The sequence below is a fragment of the Prevotella sp. OH937_COT-195 genome, assembly GCF_003932845.1.
Taxonomy (GTDB): Bacteria; Bacteroidota; Bacteroidia; order Bacteroidales; family Bacteroidaceae; genus Prevotella.
This window is the reverse complement of sequence record NZ_RQZH01000005.1, coordinates 46,263-66,227: the sequence shown is the minus strand read 5'-3', so window position 1 is coordinate 66,227 and position 19,965 is coordinate 46,263. Positions and strand designations below refer to the sequence as shown.

The 19,965-nt window shown below is 46.9% G+C and carries 14 protein-coding genes and 1 tRNA gene; 8 read left to right on the top strand and 7 right to left on the bottom strand.

Going from position 1 to position 19,965, the window contains the following annotated elements; all coding sequences use genetic code 11:
* Positions 1-213 precede the first annotated feature (213 nt).
* Positions 214-1,074, top strand: coding sequence for a hypothetical protein (locus EII32_RS03600; RefSeq protein WP_125234091.1), 861 nt, complete (start codon positions 214-216; stop codon positions 1,072-1,074).
* A 403-nt stretch (positions 1,075-1,477) separates the two neighbouring features.
* Positions 1,478-1,550, top strand: a tRNA-Pro gene (locus EII32_RS03595).
* Between the two features lie 63 nt (positions 1,551-1,613).
* Here EII32_RS03595 and EII32_RS03590 read toward each other — a convergent pair.
* The 6 genes from EII32_RS03590 to EII32_RS03565 all read right to left on the bottom strand — a co-directional run bounded on the left by EII32_RS03590 (position 1,614) and on the right by EII32_RS03565 (position 6,782).
* Positions 1,614-2,231 (bottom strand): DUF4840 domain-containing protein, encoded by a 618-nt coding sequence (locus EII32_RS03590; protein ID WP_125234090.1) that lies wholly within the window; start codon positions 2,229-2,231, stop codon positions 1,614-1,616.
* 98 nt (positions 2,232-2,329) lie between these two features.
* The gene (gene folE / locus EII32_RS03585) at positions 2,330-2,923 is read right to left on the bottom strand and encodes a GTP cyclohydrolase I FolE (protein WP_125234089.1); all 594 of its coding nucleotides are present in this window, start codon (positions 2,921-2,923) and stop codon (positions 2,330-2,332) included.
* A 4-nt stretch (positions 2,924-2,927) separates the two neighbouring features.
* Entirely contained in the window at positions 2,928-3,566 is a 639-nt protein-coding gene (locus tag EII32_RS03580; RefSeq protein ID WP_158611120.1) for an SPOR domain-containing protein, read from the bottom strand.
* Positions 3,567-3,614: 48 nt separating this feature from the next.
* Positions 3,615-5,678 (bottom strand): BT_3928 family protein, encoded by a 2,064-nt coding sequence (locus EII32_RS03575; protein ID WP_125234087.1) that lies wholly within the window; start codon positions 5,676-5,678, stop codon positions 3,615-3,617.
* Positions 5,668-6,222, bottom strand: a complete 555-nt coding sequence (locus EII32_RS03570) for a DUF1599 domain-containing protein (protein ID WP_125234086.1) — start codon at positions 6,220-6,222, stop codon at positions 5,668-5,670. Before EII32_RS03570 ends, EII32_RS03575 begins: the two co-directional genes overlap by 11 nt.
* A gap of 101 nt (positions 6,223-6,323) precedes the next feature.
* Positions 6,324-6,782 carry a hypothetical protein gene (locus tag EII32_RS03565; RefSeq protein ID WP_125234085.1) on the bottom strand — a complete coding sequence of 153 codons (459 nt, stop codon included), beginning with the start codon at positions 6,780-6,782 and terminating at the stop codon, positions 6,324-6,326.
* Between the two features lie 401 nt (positions 6,783-7,183).
* Here EII32_RS03565 and EII32_RS03560 point away from each other — a divergent pair, with 401 nt between their 5' ends.
* The 6 genes from EII32_RS03560 (at position 7,184) to EII32_RS03535 (ending at position 17,892) form a co-directional block, all read left to right on the top strand.
* Positions 7,184-8,647, top strand: coding sequence for a CCA tRNA nucleotidyltransferase (locus EII32_RS03560; protein ID WP_125234084.1), 1,464 nt, complete (start codon positions 7,184-7,186; stop codon positions 8,645-8,647).
* A gap of 139 nt (positions 8,648-8,786) precedes the next feature.
* Entirely contained in the window at positions 8,787-9,980 is a 1,194-nt protein-coding gene (locus EII32_RS03555; RefSeq protein WP_125234083.1) for an efflux RND transporter periplasmic adaptor subunit, read from the top strand.
* Between the two features lie 62 nt (positions 9,981-10,042).
* The gene (locus EII32_RS03550) at positions 10,043-13,303 is read left to right on the top strand and encodes an efflux RND transporter permease subunit (RefSeq protein ID WP_125234082.1); all 3,261 of its coding nucleotides are present in this window, start codon (positions 10,043-10,045) and stop codon (positions 13,301-13,303) included.
* A gap of 62 nt (positions 13,304-13,365) precedes the next feature.
* The gene (locus EII32_RS03545; RefSeq protein WP_125234081.1) at positions 13,366-14,751 is read left to right on the top strand and encodes an efflux transporter outer membrane subunit; all 1,386 of its coding nucleotides are present in this window, start codon (positions 13,366-13,368) and stop codon (positions 14,749-14,751) included.
* A gap of 142 nt (positions 14,752-14,893) precedes the next feature.
* The gene (gene lpxA, locus EII32_RS03540) at positions 14,894-15,667 is read left to right on the top strand and encodes an acyl-ACP--UDP-N-acetylglucosamine O-acyltransferase (RefSeq protein WP_125234080.1); all 774 of its coding nucleotides are present in this window, start codon (positions 14,894-14,896) and stop codon (positions 15,665-15,667) included.
* A 152-nt stretch (positions 15,668-15,819) separates the two neighbouring features.
* Positions 15,820-17,892, top strand: a complete 2,073-nt coding sequence (locus EII32_RS03535) for a TonB-dependent receptor (RefSeq protein ID WP_125234079.1) — start codon at positions 15,820-15,822, stop codon at positions 17,890-17,892.
* A gap of 484 nt (positions 17,893-18,376) precedes the next feature.
* Here EII32_RS03535 and EII32_RS03530 read toward each other — a convergent pair whose 3' ends face one another.
* Positions 18,377-19,957: a M56 family metallopeptidase gene (locus EII32_RS03530; RefSeq protein WP_125234078.1), complete on the bottom strand. Its 1,581-nt coding sequence runs from the start codon at positions 19,955-19,957 to the stop codon at positions 18,377-18,379.
* Positions 19,958-19,965 lie beyond the last annotated feature (8 nt).

Sequence of the window (19,965 nt, the reverse complement as noted above, 5' to 3'; positions counted from 1 at the left end):
ATGTAAAAAGGCAAAGTGAAAGTATGCAAAACCATACATGGCATATATAAGATTAATTTTGAATATCTGTTTGAAAATGAAAAACAGTATTAATATGTTAAAATAAAGGCGAATAATAATGTTTTATTACAAAAACGCATGCCAATTCAATATTTTTTTATATATTTGCAATGAATTGGATGTTTGATGTTTATTTCTTAATGGGTACATGTTATGAAAAGACAAAAACCGACTCAAGGAGTATTGAGACGTCTTCTTGCATTGTATAACGGCGAGGAACTGACGCAAAGCGAGACACAGACACGTTTGTTCTACAAAATGAAACTTGCGGGCGTACTGATACCGGCAACGCAACACGGCACACGCACCACATTCAAGGTCGTGAGTCTTGAACGCATGAAAGAGTACCTTTTGGAAGAATTTAGCATACAAGACTTGCAAAGTTTTCACAAAATGCAGTTTGCCGTAGATGCCGATAATTCGGGAATTGACAAGCAGGGAGCGATTGTGGAAGCGAGAAATACTAAGACAAGTTATATGGAAGGCTTCTTCGTCACGTCCGTGGAACCGATAGATGCGCATGTCGGAGGAGCACATCTCACAATAAACCCGCCGCGAGGAACATACATGTATATATACGAATACAAGGTATTCTGCGTGCCGCACGACGTGCTGATAGTGGGAGTGGAGAGTGCGGATACATTCCATCGAATACACAGTTTCCTCAATATATTACCGAATAAAAAGACACTCTTTGTGCATAGGTATCCCCAGAGAGCCGAACTGACGAATTGGTTGAAGACGATAGGAAATCAATATATTCATTTTGCAGATTTCGATTTGGTGTCGATATACAATTTTCAAAGCGACATATTTTCGAGGATAGGGGAGCGCGCAACATTCTTTATACCTCAGAACATAAATGAACTTATAGAACGAGGAAGCAGAAAACGTTATGATGTACAAATAGAAAATTATCGCAACCAGCCGATTTCGGACATGCGACTGAAACCTCTTGTGGAACTCATAAATGCACGGCATCGTTGTTATATGCTGTCAGACTATTTTGACTGAATATCTCGGGAAAACAACGTTTCACGACTCACGGTGAACATCTTTTGATCGCCGCATGCAACATTGCAGCCATATATGCCGCCGGCAACATCGCTGTCGAAATGCAATTCAATCTGTTTTGCAGAACAATTCCACCGAAATTACACAGCAAATTGGGCGAAATTACATTGCAATTCTGCCGAAATTACATTGTGATTCCGCTTGTTTTGTTCCATTGTCGCACCATTCTGACCAAACAAACATGTGCGAACATTGGGACTGTAAATAAATTACCACCCGGTTGTTTTTCTGCAATTCTCTCCCCGTAAGCAAAAAAACATTCTTAAATATTTGCTATTCTCGCCAAAAGTCCATACCTTTGCACCTGCATAAATATCACCGTTACGGTGGGAAAATGCTTGTTCGGGATTTAGCGCAGTTGGTAGCGCACACGTCTGGGGGGCGCGAGGTCGCTGGTTCGAGTCCAGTAATCCCGACAAAGAAAGAGAGAGATTAAGGTGCACGACCTTAATCTCTCTCTCTTTGTTTGATAACTTTGTCTATTTGCTATCTCTGTTTCCGTCAATGTATATTGTTACGCTTTCGTTTATATCTTTGGAATATGGAATGAAATTTTCTTTCTCCTTGCCGTCCTCTAAGAGTTTGCCCATGAATGCGGTGAGGGATAAATTCTTGTACGATGGTGTCGAGAAAGCAAACGATGGTACATGGAAATTGATGGTATAGTCGTGTTTCTTGCCGTCCACCATTATTCCTTTGAAATCTATCGGCAATGGTTGCACGAACATGGATATGCCTTTAGAGCCGATCGAATATATAAGGAATCGTACCGAGAATTCCGGATTGGGCTGTGCATTTATCGCTATCCGTATCTTTTCATCACTGATATTTTTGGCAAACACGGCTGCGGGAATTCCCGTTATCTTCATTGTTGAGTCCGGCGTAACGGCTATTTTCACGCCTTCTTCAGTCTTTCGCTCTTTGTTGTCCTTACCGGTAAAATACTCTACTTTGCCCGTATAATTGCCGCTTACATATTTATAATATTTCACGTCAATTTTTTGTTGCGGGTCATTATCTTCGTTCAGACATGACGAAATCAACACTGCGAGCAGAGCCGCGAACATCAATTTGGATAAGTTTTTGATTTTCTTCATATTCGTTTATTGCTTAAAATGGTTTTAGAATATAAATGCACTGCCATGCAGAATATTGCATTGGCAGTGCATTTTTTTGCATTGTTTAACTGTTTCGGCTAAATATGCTTTCCTTCGCTGTGCAAAAGGTTCATAAATTCCTCGCGTGTCTTAGCCTGATTGAACGCTCCGCTGAAATCGCTTGTCGTGGTTACGGCTCCTTGTTTTTCCACACCACGCATCTGCATGCACATGTGTTTCGCCTCGATTACCACCATTACACCGAGCGGATGAAGCGTATTTTGTATGCAGTCTTTTATTTGCAGGTTTAGACGTTCTTGTACTTGCAGGCGGTGACTGAATATATCTACAACGCGTGCAATCTTGGAAAGTCCGGTGATGTAGCCGTTGGGGATATATGCCACATGCACTTTGCCGTAGAACGGCAGCATGTGATGTTCGCACAAGGAGAAGAAATCGATGTCTTTTACGATAACCATTTGGTTGTATTTCTCCTCGAAGAGTGCGTCTGTGAGCACCTTGTTGGCATCTTGGGTATATCCCCGCGTAAGGATTTGCATTGCTTTTGCCACCCTCATTGGTGTTTTCAGCACTCCGTCTCTCTCGGTGTCTTCGCCGAGAAGTTGAAGTATTCCTTTGTAATGAGCCGCGAGTTCGTCAAGTCCTTCGCGGAATTCTATTTCTGGATTCATATAATTATCTTGAAACTGTTATGGGACCTCTCACCAAAGTTGCCGAGTTGAACCCTGCTTTTTTTACCTGTCGCAGCACTCTCACGGCCTCTTCCTGCGATCTGAAATTGCCCATGCGTACTGTCCAGTTGGGCGAGAAGAAGTGTACATATATCGGTTGTCCGGGGAATTTTGTCTTCAGTTGGTTGCCCAATGCCTGTGCTTTCTGCTTTGCATCGCGCGTTCCTCCTCCCCGGTACACCTGCACTCTGTATCCGTTTGCACGATGCCCGTTGAGCATTACCTTCTTCCTTTTATTTACGGTACTACCTTCTTCCGTCTCCGGTGTGTGCCTCCTGTTTTCGTATCTGTGTCTCTCGCGTTCGGCATTTGAAGAGTCCGGTTTGTGTGTCTCGTTCTTTGTCGAGTCATCTTTGGTCTTTCCGTCTGTTCCCTTTTTGTCTTTTTGGGTTTGATGTTCCGGCTTTTTTACCGGTGTTGGTGGCAGAATGTTGTTTACAAGACTGTCAATCTTCTTGTTTTCGTTCACGGTGACTACCCCTTGTCCTTGCTGTCTCTGCTGCAAGTGTTGCAGGAAATTCTGCGCCCCGGCAGTCGCCGTACCGACGATTGCCATGACTATTATCAGTAAAAGGTTTCTCATAATCATGATAGGTATTAACGTCAGCGCAATACATTCTGCGCCCGACAATTATTTCCAAGCATCGATGATGCCTCCGAAGTCGGCTGCTTTCAGTGCCGCTCCGCCTATGAGTCCGCCGTCGATGTCGGGTTTTGCGAACAGTTCGGGTGCGTTGCTTGCCTTGCATGAGCCTCCGTAGAGTATCGATGTTTCTTCGGCAACGGTCTTTCCGTACTTGTTTTCTATTATCGAACGTATGTATGCGTGAATGTCCTGAGCCTGTTCTGCCGTTGCGGTCTTACCCGTTCCGATTGCCCATATTGGTTCGTATGCTACGATTATCTTACGGAAATCTTCTTCCTCAAGGTTGAACACCGACCCTTCGAGTTGTGCTTTTACCACCTCGTTCTGCTTGTTCGCCTCGCGTTCCTCGAGACTTTCGCCGATGCAGAATATAACTTTCAGATTGTTTTTGAGTGCGAGCAACACCTTTTCTTTCAAGATCTCCGGAGTTTCGGCATAGTATCCGCGACGTTCCGAGTGCCCTATGATGACATATTGTGCGCCGGTACTCTTTATCATCTCCGCGCTCACTTCTCCCGTATATGCACCTTTTTCTTTGTCGGCACAGTTTTCGGCTCCGAGTGCCAGCACGTTTTGGTCGATTGTCTGTGCAACCGTTGCCAAATGAATGAATGGTGTGCATATAATAACATCACAATTCGGTTTCCCGGCTTTCAGTGCATCGTTCAGTTCCTTTGCCAGAGCCACTCCTTCCTGCAGGTTGAGATTCATCTTCCAGTTGCCTGCAACGATTTTCTTTCTCATTTTCTTTCGTTTTAAGAGTTTATATAATTTGTTTGATTTTTTCTTGTTTCTTAACCATGTGTTCCATGCCCACAACCGGTCGGCAAGCGTAAGCAACAGCAACGGTATGGCAAACCACATTATCACCTCCGCCATCTTTTTTGCCGCCCCTTTGCCGTTATTCGTGCCGCCCGACTTTATCATTTCTCCGAATTTCTGCGATGAGGGGTCGGGCAGTTCGTTGTGACTCCATTTCCCTATTACGCGTCCCTCTTTCATCAGAACGAGTCCCGGATTGCTCCTTATCATGGTTTTCAGCGTTGTTCCATCGCAGACGGCGAAGTCGTATTCTGCCCCCGTAATATCCCGCCAATGGTTTATCTCCTCTTCACCGCTTGCCGTGAGACCAATGAAGCGCATGCCGTGGTCGTCGGCGTATTCGTACAAGCGGTCTATGTCGCCGAAGTTCGAGTCGTCTGCTTTTTCGAGTTGGGGCGACACGAGCAGGAAAGTATAGCCTTTGTCGGTCAGTACCTCCTCGGTAATGTCTGTCCCGTCGTTCTGCATCGTTATGGAGAAATCGTGTATCGGCGGAATGTATCCTTCGCTCGTTTGCACCGTCTTGCTGTCTATGAACGTCCATGTGGAGTCGGGATAGTTGTCGAGCGAAAACTCGCGTCGTTCCCCGTTCTTCTCCATTATGAACGTTGTGACGAACTCCGGTTCCTTTTCTTCCGGCGGCATCTCCATGCCTTTTCTTATGTCTGCGCCCGTATGGTATGGGCGGAAATCGAAAAGCGGCAAGGTATACAGGCAGTACATGCTCACCCCGATAATGAAAACGATGGTGTAGTTTATCACTATCCATTGGTTTGTCAGGCTTACGAACCTTGCCATATACAACGGTCGCCAAGCCACAACGGCGGCACATGCCGTCAGCACGATGTTTTTCAGCAGTGTCTCTCCGTTGCCGAGATGTATCGCATCGCCGAAACAACCGCAGTCTTTGACCGGGTCGGCTATCCACAGCCACAGCGTTATGACGGTCATCACGCCCATGAATACTGCCGTGACACGAGACACCACCCTTCGGTGAATGGCGAACAGCAGAAATATTCCGAGACAGAACTCTGCCGCCGAGAGCAAAACCGAAAGTCCGAGTGTAGCCCAATGGTCTGCCGGTTGCAGCAATCCTGCCGCCATGACATACTCTTCTATTTTATATTGAGTGCCCAACGGGTCGACTGCTTTAACGAAACCTGATACTATGAACGTCACAGCGACGATTATACGACACAGGTTTGTTATGAAGCGTTCAACTTTCATTGCTCAATTTTATTACTCCGAACACGGCGTAGTTTATTATGTCCATATAATTGGAACAAACTCCTTCGCTAACGAGAGTGTTGCCTCCGAGGTCTTCAATCTCCTTTATTCTTTGCAGTTTTGTAAGTATGAAATCTGTATAACTGCTCACTCTCATCGAACGCCAAGCCTCGTCGTAATCGTGGTTTTTGCGCAACATAAGTTTCAATGCCTCGTCGGCATGCCGGTCGTATAGTGCCATTGCCTCATCGGCAGATATGTCGACGGTGTCTGCATAGCCTTTTTCGAACTGTATCAGCCCGATAATTCCGTAATTGATTAGTGCAATGAACTCCGGTCTTATTCCTTCTCCCACCTTCGATTCTTTCTTTATCTCAAGCGAGCGTATTCGTTTCGCCTTGATGAAAAGTTGGTCGGTAAGCGACGATGTGCGCAGTATGCGCCACGATGCCCCGTAGTCATGTAGTTTTTTACGGAACAATTCGCGACATTCCTCCATCGCTTTTACGAACTGTCCTTCCGTGTCGTTCTTGGTGTTACACATTATTCACAATATTTGTCGGGTGCAAATTTAATTCTTTTTTCCGAGAATGAGAAGGGAAAAAGGCGGAAAAGTGGTTTGCGTCTGTTTTAATGTCATCCGTCTTATTCTTCTTTTTGCTTCTGCCTTATCATTCTCACTTTCGCACATTCCATGTCGAATTTCACTTGCAGCGAATCGCGTTTCAGTCTCAGTCTGCTTACCGCCGTCAGTTCTTCGGCTGTTGCCGTGCCTTCGTTGTGGTGTGCTTCTGCAAGCGATTTTTTCGCGTTGTAATCTGCCTTTGTTCTCTCCAATTCGGCGTCAAGTGTCTCAATGTTTTTCTGTGCCTGCTTAAGGCATACCTCTTGGTACAGTTTCAAAGCGCGTGTTCGCACGTCAACGGCATTCGGATATATTTTCCGCAGCGAGTCTATGCAGTGAAGCGACTCTTTGAAATTCCCCGTTTCGTATTCTTTTACCGCCTTTTTCAGCAATCCCTCTGCCTCATTCTGTGCATTGGTCTGCTTGCATGATGCCAGCGCAAAAACCGCTGCCATCGCAAGAAATAATATCTTTCTCATCGTTGCGTGATTATATTCAATGTCATTTTTCGGTTTACAAAAGTACTCATAATTATCGAAACGGCAAAGGCTTCTTCATAAAACGTCATGTTTTTCTTTCAACACGTCATCGGTTTTCGTTGTATAACGATATTTTTCAGTTGGTTATAAGTAAATATATACATTTTTTAAAGAGTGTTGAACGGTATGCCCGAAATGCTTGTTGGCAATGAAATTAGTTCTTGTCGGCAACCTCGGGAAATACAAAAACGGGCGAATTTGCTCGCTAAAATCGGCGAAATTGAAAAACAAAACCGCCTGTTTTGCATCCCGACATCACATTACCGCCTGCGAAAAAGAGAATGTTAGTTTTTGCGTTATGCCCTTTTTGCCGTATCTTTGCACTCAAAATCATGTTGTGTATGAGAATGTATAACGATGCCGAACTGGCACAGATACTCGATAAAAACATATTTCGCAAGATTTCCGATGCCGCTGACTCGCTCGGAGTGGAATGCTACGTTGTAGGCGGTTTCGTGCGTGACATTTTCCTCGGACGTCCCTCCAACGACATAGATGTTGTGGTTGTGGGCAGTGGTATTGCCGTTGCCACCGAACTGAAAAAACGTCTAGGCAGGCGCGCACGTCTCAGTGTGTTCCGAAATTTCGGAACGGCACAAGTCAAGTTGCCGGCGTTGAGCGATAAAGAGCAACCCGTAGAGGTAGAGTTCGTTGGTGCGAGGAAAGAGAGTTACAGTCACGACTCGCGCAAGCCTGTTGTGGAAGACGGTACGCTGGAGGACGACCAGAACCGCCGAGATTTTACCATCAACGCACTGGCGATATGTCTCAACAAGGCACGGTTCGGAGAACTTGTCGATCCGTTTGACGGCATATACGACATGGAGGACGGTATAATCCGCACTCCGCTCGACCCCGACATCACTTTCTCCGACGACCCGCTACGAATGCTGCGGTGTGTGAGGTTCTCGGCACAACTGAAATTCAACATCGAGGAAGACACCTTCGATGCACTGCGGCGTAACGCACACAGACTGAGTATAATAAGCGGCGAGCGGATACAGGAGGAATTGAACAAGATAATAATGACCGATAAACCGAGCCGGGGGATGTACGACCTTTACCGCGCAGGACTGTTGCAACATATTCTTCCGGAACTGTGCATGCTTGACATGGTGGAAACACGGAACGGAAAATCGCACAAAAACAATTTTTATCACACCCTCGAGGTGCTTGACAACGTTGCGGCAGACAAGGAGAACAGCCTGTGGCTGCGTTGGTCGGCGATACTGCACGACATAGGGAAACCGAAAAGCAAGCGATGGGATAATGCCGCAGGCTGGACGTTTCACAACCATAACTATATAGGGGCGAGAATGGTTCCGCAGATATTCAGACGCATAAAACTGCCGCTCGACGGCAAAATGAAGTTCGTACAGAAAATGGTGGATCTGCACATGCGCCCGATAGTTATTGCAGACGAGGAGGTGACAGACAGTGCCGTACGGCGTTTGATAAACGATGCAGACGACGACATAGACAGTTTGATGACTCTTTGCGAGGCTGATGTCACATCGAAGAACGAGGTGCGGAAGGCTCGTTTCCGCGACAATTTCCGACTCGTGCGCGAGAAACTCGCCAAACTCAAGGAAGACGATTATAAACGGAAACTACAGCCGGTGATAGATGGTAACGAGATAATGAGGATTTTCGGACTGAAACCGTCGCGCGAAGTGGGAGAACTTAAGAAATGCCTTAAGAATGCGGTACTCGACAACAGCGTGCCCAACGAGCGCGAACCGCTGATGCAACTGCTTATGGAAAAAGCGAGGGAAATGGGCCTTCCTATTGTTAATTCTATTTAATTATTTTGTTCCCGATGGTTATATATAATAATAAATATATAACTTTGCGGTATGAAAACTATATAAGTGGATATAGTTTTTTTGTATATCCTGTATTTAACTAATAATATAACAACAGATAATAACAATTTAACATAGTATGAAGAAAAATAGAATATTGTTGTTTGCAACGGTTGTTGCCATGCTGGTTTCGTGTGGCAAAAGGGGTGACAAGAATTTGGTGGACAACGAGTTTCCCGTAGAAACCGTAAAGAGTCGGAGTACCTCTATGCAGACATCTTATCCTGCTGCATTGAAAGGGATACAAGACGTGGAGATACGTCCAAAAGTCGCAGGTTTCATAACGAGAGTATGTGTAAAGGAAGGACAGACGGTAAGTGCGGGCCAACTTCTTTTTGTGATAGACAATGCCACATACCAAGCCACCGTGAGACAGGCTCAGGCTGCGGTAAACACTGCCTCGGCACATTGCAACACGGCGAAGATGGCATACGAGAACAGCATGAAACTCCGTGAGAACAAGGTGATAGGCGATTTCGAACTGAATAGTGCAAAGAATAATTATGAAAGTGCCAAGGCGCAACTTGCACAGGCACAAGCCGCTCTGTCGTCGGCAAAGGAGATGCTCGGGTTCTGCTATGTCAAGAGTCCTGCAACCGGTGTTGTCGGCACTCTGCCTTACAAAGAAGGTGCAATGGTAAGTGCTTCGAGCACGCCGGCACTTACAACGGTGTCCAACACCAGTACAATCGAGGCATATTTTTCAATGACGGAGAAAGACATCCTTGAAATGACAAAGACCGCAGGCAGCATGCAGGCGGCAATAGAACAATATCCCGATTTGAAACTTCAACTCTCCGATGGTACGATATACTCCGAGACCGGACGACTGGCAAAGGCCAGCGGCGTGATAGATGCAGCCACCGGCAGCGTGCAGATGATTGCCCGTTTCCCTAATCCGCAGCGTCTGTTGAAATCGGGGGCATCGGGTTCCATCGTCGTTCCTCACTCCAATGACAATGCCATAGTTATTCCGCAGAGCGTGACAACGGAAGTTCAGGACAAGATTTTTGTCTATGTGCTGGGCAAAGACAACAAGGTGAGATACACGGATATACGGGTTGACCCTCAGAACGATGGCAAGAATTATGTCGTACTGTCCGGACTTAAAGTCGGCGACAGGTATGTAACAAACGGCATTGCAAAACTAACCGACGGCATGGAGATAAGACCCATTACCCCGGCACAATATCAAAAGAAGATTGACGAGGCTGCGAAACTCGGCGAGAAACAAGGCTCTGCGAAAGGTTTCATAGATGCAATGAGCAAATAGCCACTTGATGTATTCTTATTATAAATAATGACATTCCGGTTGTTCCGGTAAAATACTGATATATGACATTTACAAATTTTATAAAGAGACCGGTATTATCGACGGTGATTTCCATAATAACCGTGATATTGGGTTTCATCGGTCTCATTGCCCTGCCCGTGGAGCAATACCCCAACATCGCTCCTCCCACCGTAATGGTAACCGCCATGTATATGGGTGCCGATGCCGAAACCGTTAAAAACTCCGTAATCGCACCACTCGAGGAAAGCATCAACGGTGTGGAGGGTATGGACTATATGAGCTCCACGGCTACCAACAACGGCATGGCTATGATTAGCGTAATGTTCCGCCAGGGGGTAGACCCTAATATGGCTGCGGTAAACGTACAGAACCGTGTTCAGCAGGCACAGGCATTGCTTCCTGCCGAGGTTACGCGTTCCGGTGTCACGGTATCGAAACGACAAACATCGCAGGTTATGATTTTATCGCTGTCATCAAACGACGAACGTTATGATGACGAGTTCCTTGCAAACTACTTTTCCATAAATATAATTCCGGCTCTGAAACGCATTGAGGGCGTGGGAGACGTGCAGAGTCCGGGCATGATGACATACTCGATGCGTATATGGCTCAAACCGGATGCAATGAAGCAGTACAACCTGATGCCGTCGGACATTGCAAAAGTGCTTGCCGACCAAAACATTGAGGCTGCTCCCGGAGCATTCGGAGAGCAGAGCGACATGGCATACGAGTATGTGATGCGCTACAAAGGTCGTCTGAAAACACCGGAAGAATATGGCGACATAATAATATCTGCGAGCACCACGGGTCAGACACTCAGACTGAAAGACGTGGCGAAAATAGAACTTGGCGGACAGCAATACTCTGTGTCAATGCGCCACGACAACAAACCTTCGGTGGTAGGTATGGTGCAGCAGATTGCCGGTTCCAATGCCAACCAAATTGCCACAGACTGCAAGGCGGAACTGGAAAGGCAGGGCAAGATGCTGCCACCGGGGTGCGAAATCAACATCAACTACGATGTCACCGAGTTCCTGCATGCCTCTATTGAGGAGGTGGTATTTACGCTTGTAATTACCTTTATACTCGTGTTCATAGTGGTGTATGTGTTCCTTCAAGATTTCCGTTCTACATTGATTCCGCTCATTGCGGTGCCCGTGTCGCTAATAGGAACGTTCTTCTTCCTCTATGTGTTCGGCTTCTCCATAAACCTTCTCACGCTGTCAGCCTTGTTGCTTGCCATTGCAATAGTGGTAGACGATGCCATAGTGGTGGTGGAAGCCGTACACGCAAAACTCGACATGGGCTACAAGAATGCACTTGCGGCGAGTATAGATGCAATGAATGAGATTTCGGGTGCCATAATTTCTATTACCCTCGTAATGGCATCGGTGTTCATACCGGTGTCTTTCATCGGCGGAGTATCGGGAGCCTTCTACCGCGAGTTCGGTATCACGATGGCAGTTTCGATTTTTATTTCCGCGATGAATGCCCTTACGCTTTCGCCGGCTCTCTGTGCCATTTTCCTGAAACCTCACGGCGAGGAAGAGAAACGAATGAGCGTAATTGACCGTTTCCATGCTTCTTTCAACACACAGTACGACAAAATGCTCGGAAAATACAAGAAAGGAGTTGAGCGTGTCGTCAAACATAAGATTGCCGTTGGCATTGCCATAGTCATAGGCATCGTGGTTCTTGTTACGAGCATGTTGACAACCAAAACCGGACTCGTTCCTAATGAGGACACGGGTGTTATATTCTGTACCATATCAATGCCGCCGGGTACAAGCGTACACCGAACACAGCAAGTGATAGATCAGGTTGACTCAATGCTGGCTTCGAACCCCGCAATAAAGAGTCGTGAACAGATACAGGGATTCAACTTCATTGCCGGACAAGGTTCCGACCAAGCCACGTTCATAGTAAAACTGAAGCCTTTCGAAGAGCGAATGGGCGGTTTATGGTATAAGGTGTCGGGACTCTGGGAGGGCGACGGCATAATGCGTTTCTTCTTGAACTCGCGTGCCAACATGTCTGTCTTGGGAATGATATACAAACAGACGGCAAGCATAAAGGATGCAAAAATCTTGGCATTCCCTCCGCCAATGGTATCGGGTTTCTCGGCTACCAACGCCGTTACGCTGAACCTTGAAGACCAGACCGGTGGCAATCTTAACCGTTTCTTCGACCGTACACAGGAATTCCTTGCCGCCTTGGAGAAACGACCGGAGGTGCAAAAAGCCATGACTTCGTACAATCCGAACTATCCGCAGTACATGGTCGACGTGGATGTGGCAAAGTGCAAGCAGGCAGGAATAGGTCCGTCGGCGATACTCGCCACGCTTCAAGGATATTATGGAGGTCTCTATGCGTCCAACTTCAACTCGTATGGCAAACTCTACCGCGTGATGATTCAAGGCGATGTGGAGAGCAGAATGAAACCGGACGGCATAAAGAATATCTTCATAAGGACAAACTCCGGAATGGTTTCGGTAACAGAGTTCTGTAACTTGAAGCGTGTATATGGACCGTCCAACATCAACCGTTTCAACCTTTTTACCAGTATTTCGGCAAACGTTACGCCTAATGACGGGTATTCATCGGGAGAGGTAATGCAAGCCATTTCCGAGGTTGCTGCGGAGACATTGCCGCCGGGTTACACTTACGAATACAGCGGACTGACACGCGAGGAAGCGCGGTCGAGCAACACAACGGGAATTATTTTCATACTTTGTATCTTGTTTGTATATCTAATTTTGAGTGCGCAATACGAGAGTTATCTGCTCCCGCTGTCGGTCATACTTTCCATTCCGTTCGGTCTTGCGGGTGCTTTCATCTTCACCGTATTGTTCGGTCACAGCAACGACATATACATGCAAATCTCGTTGATCATGCTTATAGGATTGCTGGCAAAGAACGCCATACTGATAGTTCAGTTTGCACTTGAGCGCAGACAGATGGGTATGGCAGTGAAATGGGCGGCCGTGATGGGTGCGGCATCACGCCTTCGTCCTATCCTGATGACCTCACTTGCCATGATAATAGGTCTGTTGCCGATGATGTTTGCAAGCGGCGTGGGTGCCAATGGCAACCAAACGCTGGGTGCGGCAGCCGTTGGCGGAATGCTTATCGGAATGATTTTGCAGATATTTGTTGTGCCGGCATTGTTCGTGGTATTCCAATGGTTGCAGGAGAAAGTCAAACCGTTGGAGTTTGAAGACGAAAACTCCGACGTGGATACCGAGTTGCTGCAATACGGCCGTACTGCGGACATGCAAGGAAAGGACAATGTCAAGGTGTAGCTTGTAAATTGATTCGATTTATGTGAGCCACATTAAATAAAGGATGTTATACTAAAAAGAAAATGAGAAAGACAATAATAACAGCAATGATGTCGGCTGCGGTGCTGCTGAGCGGCTGTGGCATTTACGGCAAGTACCAACGCCCGGAAGTGAATCTCAAAGGCATAATGCGCGATGCAACGCTTGCTGCCGGCACGCCCGCAACGGCCGACACGGCATCGTTCGGCAATCTGCCGTGGAGACAGGTGTTTACCGATCCGCACCTGCAAAGTCTCATACAGCAAGGCATAGACCACAACGTGAACATGCAGAACGCCGCTCTTAACGTGAAGATGGTTGAGGCTCAACTTACTGCCGCCAAACTGGCATTCGTGCCGCAGTTCACTTTCACGCCGCAGGCCGCAGCATCCTCATGGGACTTCGGCAAGGCAGTGCAGACATATTCGATGCCGGTAAATGCCTCGTGGGTAATAGATCTTTTCGGTAATCTGCTCAATCAGAAACGCTCGGCACAGATGACATTGCTCGCAACAAAGGATTATCAACTTGTCGTGAAGACGCGGGTGATATCCGGCATCGCAAATCTGTACTACACACTTTTGATGCTCGATCGCCAACTTGAGATTGTGAACGAGATGACGCTTCTTACCAAAAACACATGGGATGTGATGAAAATGCAGATGGAGTTGGGACGTTATCGCTCCACCAGCGTGCAAAGTGCAGAGGCCGCTCACTATAAAGTATTGGCTCAGGCAGAAGATATGAAACGCCAAATACGGGAGACGGAAAATGCCCTGTCGGTTCTTGTCGGACAGCCGGCACAAGTCATTGCGCGCGGAAAACTTTCCGACCAATCGCTTCCAACGGAGTTTGCCACGGGCGTGGAACTGCAACTTCTTGCCAACCGAGCCGACGTTCATTATGCCGAGATGACATTGGCAAGCTGTTTCTACGACGTTAATGCCGCACGCTCGCGTTTCTACCCGAAAATAACAATCAGCGGTAACGGAGCATATACCAACAACGGTCGCGGCATGCCTGTAAACCCCGGAAAGATACTTGCCTCTGCAGTAGGCTCGCTTGTACAGCCAATCTTCATGAACGGACAATTGAAAGCCGGACTCGTGGCGGCAAAAGCAAGGTATGAACAAGCATACAACAACTGGCAGAATGCAATAATACAAGCCGGAAGCGAGGTTAGCAACGCATTGGTAAGATATAACGCAAATGCGGCAAAGAGCGAACTCGATGCACATCAGGTGAAAGTTCTGCGCATGAATGTTGAACACACACAGATGCTTGTGTCAGAGTCGTCGAGCACATACCTTGAAGTGATACAGGCACAGAGTTCGCTGCTGAATGCGGAAATATCGCAGGTAACCGACGATTTCAACAAGATGCAAGCCGTGGTAAGTCTGTATCAGGCATTGGGCGGAGGGACGAGATAGAAAGAACCTCGTGGCGCAAGACTTGAATGAGATAATATGATGTAACCGTAAATACAAACCTTTAAAGAACGCCCCTGTAACCTCTGTGTAGAAAGCGGATTGAAACGCAAAGAAAAGGAATATGCGAGGGGGGCACGAGACTATGATAAGCGATAAAGCAGTGATAAGCCCGAAGGCGACAATAGGCAGCGGAGTGACAATATATCCTTTTGTGTATATCGAAGATGATGTTGTCATTGGCGACGACTGTATTGTCTGTCCTTTCGTGAGCATAATGAGAGGCTCTGTATTGGGCAAGAAAAACAATGTGCATCAAGGAACGGTAATCGGTGCCGTACCGCAGGATTTCAACTACCGCGGAGACATTACGCGGGTGGAGATAGGAGACGGCAACGTTATACGTGAGAACGTGGTAATAAGCAGAGCCACATTCAAGGAAGGCGTAACGCGCATAGGCAATGGAAACTTCATAATGGAGGGCGTACACATATCGCACGACACGAAAGTGGGCGACAGGTGTGTACTCGGATATGGGACGAAAATTGCCGGAGACTGCGAATTTTACAACGGAGTTATACTGTCTTCGAATGTGATAGTGAATCAGGGAGTGCGCGTGGGGACGGCTTCCATGATAAGTTGCGGCACCAACATTGACAAGGATGTGCCGCCGTATATCGTGGCTCGTGGAATACCGGTGGGTTACGGAGGACTGAACTCGCAAATCCTTTCAAGCCACGGAGTTGACGAAAAGACGCGGAAACACATCGCAAACGCCTACCGTTTGATATTCCACGGCAAAACGAGCGTTTTCGATGCCGTGACGCAGGTTGAGGAACAGGTGCCCGACGGAGAAGAGGTGCGCAACATAGTTTCTTTCATCCGTGCCACCACACTCGGCATAATCAGCAAGATGTAGTCTCGAACGGAAGCACCGGAAGCAGGCACTGTGCCACATGATGACAAAACGTTATTGTGCATAAACCGCCATATTGTATTTGCTGTAAGGGATTATTTTGCTACCTTTGCAGCCGCATTGCACGTTGCGATGTGTAAAAACAATTATAAATAATGTACAAAAATCGTTTTAACAAACGCGAGACAATCACGTTCAAACACTTCCTAAACAAGGGGTACGCGTTGTTCTCATGCCTCGGCAGAGAAGTCATCGTGGGTACGCTCAGCGTTGCCACGCTGACATGCGCCAAGGCAGACGGCATCAGTACACGCCGTCCCGAGGCAAACCCTGTGGGCGACGACAAGGAGGTACTGCTTGAAGAAGTGGAAGTGAAAGGCTCGCTTGCACCGCTTGCCATGGGCAAAGCGGCGAGAATGGTAACTGTACTGACACGCGAGGAAATTCAGGCGGCGCCGGTACAAAGTATTAACGACTTGCTGAAATATGCCGCAGCAGTTGATGTAAGACAGAGAGGGCCGCTCGGGGCGCAAACCGACATCGGCATAAGGGGAGGCACACAAGAACAAGTTGCCGTATTGCTGAACGGCATAGACATTACCGACCCGCACACGGGACACAACTCGGCAGAATATCCGGTTGACCTGAGTGAGATTGAGAGAATTGAGATTATCGAGGGACCCGCAAGCCGACTGTTCGGAACATCGAGCCTCGTGGGAGCGATAAACATAGTGACGAAGATGGCAGACAGGAGCAGCATCGACCTTAACACGGAAGGGGGCAGTTTCGGATATTTTACCATCGGAGGAAGAACCAATGCAAAAACGGGCAAATTCAATAATCAAATAAGCGGAAGTTATAAGCGGAGTGACGGCTTCAGCAGAGCGAAGTCGGGGGCGCTTAATGCCGACTTCAAAGGTGGAAAAGCATTCTACCAAGGTGGCTTCAACGACAGCGGCATCGGTATAAGATGGCACACCGGAATGAGCATAAAGGACTTTGGGTCGAACACATTCTACGGAACGGGCAGCGACACGCAGTTCGAACATGTGGCAAAGACATTCGCCGCACTGCAAGGAGAGAGCAAAAAACTATGGTTGCACATCAAACCGGCAGTATATTGGAATCGCACGTTCGACCGATTCGAGTATTTCAGGGGCAAGACAAGTCCCGTGCCATACAACTACCACCTTACCAACGTGTTCGGAACTACCCTGAATTTGTTCTTCGACACACCGATGGGAAGAACGGCATTCGGGGCGGCATACCGCAACGAGGACATCGTGAGCGGCAACCTCGGAAAACCGCTCGATAAGCCGAAGCACATCGACGGTACCGCCCGAGATTATAAATACGGACTCAATCGCTCTGACATAAGTTTTCATCTTGAACATAATGTGTTGCTGGAAAATTTCACACTGTCCGCAGGTTTCGTCGTGCTTAAGAATACTTGGAACAAACGACGGTTCGGTTTCTATCCCGGCATAGATGCAAGTTACAGGCTGGGCGAGCATTTCAAACTGTATGCCTTGTGGAACACGTCGCTGCGTACGCCGTCATTTACGGAACTGTTTTACAACGTGGGCGGACATATACCCAACCCGCAACTCAATCCGGAAGAACTTAGTGCGATTGAGGGTGGGGTGAAATATACCTCGCGAGGAATATACGGAAGCATCAGCGTATATCATAACCGATATAAGAATATGATAGACTGGATAGCGGGCGAAAAAGAAGGGAAACGTGTATGGCGAAGCGTGAATTTCACCAAGGTAAACACCATCGGGGTGGAAACAAACATGCGGTTCGACCTTTCCGAACTGCTGCCGCGGCAAAAAATACTGAAAAGTTTGCAGTTAAACTATAACTACATAGACCAAAACAAACGCGGGGAAGGTGGTTTCGTTACCGAGAGCAAGCAGGAATATCTGCGGCATAAACTTGTGGCGGCATTGCAGACGCACATTGCGACAGGTATTGACTTGGGACTGAACTATCGATACCAGAAACGCAATGGATCGTATACCGACCGCGACGGAATAAGTCGTAAGTATAGTCCATATTCTTTGTTCGATGCCAGATTGTCGTGGAGCAAACCGAGTTACACCGTATATACAGAGGTGAACAATCTCTTGAACAATAAAGACTATATTGATTTTGGCAACATACCGCAGCCCGGACTTTGGTTCACGGCGGGTATTAACGTGAGGATAGAGACTTTGCCATAAAATCAGACGGATAACGTCACGCCTCTGATTTATGTGTGTTAACGTCCCATTTACGAGCGTTTGCGTTAAATATAGTAACGTAAATTGCCGTAAATGGGACGAAACTTTTGCAAAAGTAATTGGTATCTGTAATAGCAATTAGTAAAAGTCTCCGATTATTTATGCTGTTTCTTACCCCGGAACGGTATCTCGTTTGTGCTTAATCGTGCTGCAATATCGCCGAAATTACCGACCAATTTCAGCGGTTTTGCTCACCAATTTCGGCTAAATTGCCCAACGGTTTTTATTTAACCCAAATCGGTCATTATACCGCATTTGCTTATACTTGCTATTTCCGTTACGCTTCCCGACTGCTTTAGCCCGCTAACTGACATCTGCGCAGCCATTACATCTCGATGTAGCCCGCTACGCCTTCGATGAAACGGCTGCACATCCGCTCAACAATCGGACAAAATCGGTTGAGGGTTCTAATGACCGATTTGGGTTAATTTGTAGTTATGAAAACCACTACATTTTTCCCCTTGAAGCCCATCTTTGCCACCTGTTCCGGATCTTTTATAACTTTCATTTCTTTTATTTTCTTGGAACTGATTTTCTCCAAGTCTTCATTGGTTGCGGAACGGCCGTTTAAAAGCACGCCCACATCACTCCCTGTCAAAACTTGTTTTGTCAACTCTCCGGCTATCGTACTAACCTGTTTCTCTTTTATGTCGGTGACATTGTTGCTCAACACGAAACTTATGGGGATTGTGTATTTCACTTTTACGGGCTTGCCGTTTAGCTTGCCGGGAATCCATTTTGGCATCATGTCTATAATGCGCAATGCCTCGGCATCAAGTTCCGGGGAGATACCGCGAAGCACCGACGGCGAAATTACATTGCCTTCCTTGTCTATTACGAACTCCACCATTACACGACCTTGTATGTTGTTTTTTACTGCGGTCTCCGGATATTTGATGTTCTGTGAAAGGAATTTCATAAGTTCGATCTGCCCGCCCGGAAACTCCGGCATGACTTCCGGCAAACTCCAACATGTGTCTTCGGAAATACTGTCACAGTTTTCCACAGAAGATGGTGTCTTGTCGGTATTATTTACGTCTGCGGCATCAGTTAATGACATGTTCGATGCCGGTGCGACAGCATTTCCCGATACCATCTCCACTATTTTCTCACTCTCTGTTTCCACCTTGTTAACCACCTGCTCAACCGTTGGGTTGGCAAATGCAACGATTGCTACTGCGGCAATGGGCAGCACGGCAAGAGCCTTAGTGCGCTGCCAAGGATTTGTTCTTGTCTTTTTCATCATGGTAATACGTTTTTTTAATGAATTGTGATTTAAATTGTTTGCCATGGAGAACAAACGTTCTCCGACAGATTTCCTAATTAACAGCATTTGGTAATGCCGGGCATCTATACCTTTTCTTAACACGGCTTCGTCGGCTTCGTACTCATGTATATTCTGCAACTCCTGCTTCAACAACCATACTGTGGGATTGAACCACAGAATTATGATTGAAATATTGCAGAACAACACGTCCCAAGAATGCCTCAGACGAACATGTTCCATCTCGTGAATTATTATTTCGTTACGATTTTCGGCATAATCCTTTGCACCAATCACGATATTGCCGAACCATGAGAACGGGGCAATATCTTCATCGACAACAATTATACGCACCTTTGTCGTCGCAGTGATATTGCTTCCGCCGCCCATCTTCTTTTTCAACCTTATAAGCGAGAGGGTCTCTCTTATAAAGAAAAACACCACACCGAGAGAATAGACGACAAATCCCCACTGCACAAGGGACAACCCCGAATCGGCACTAACCACTTCGGCACTAACATACACTGCATGTTCCATGGCAACCAGTCCGCGCGAAAGACCGTTCTCTGCACTCGAACTTAGCCGTACAAGCGGCAACAGCATCGATAGAACGAGCATGGAGAGAATGGCTATGCGATTGAAACGGTGGAATGTTTCCCTGCTCAACAGCATCTTGTAAGCAAAATAGAATACTATCATGCAAAGACTTACTTTTACGGAATAGATAAATAATGCAGCCATCTTAATCG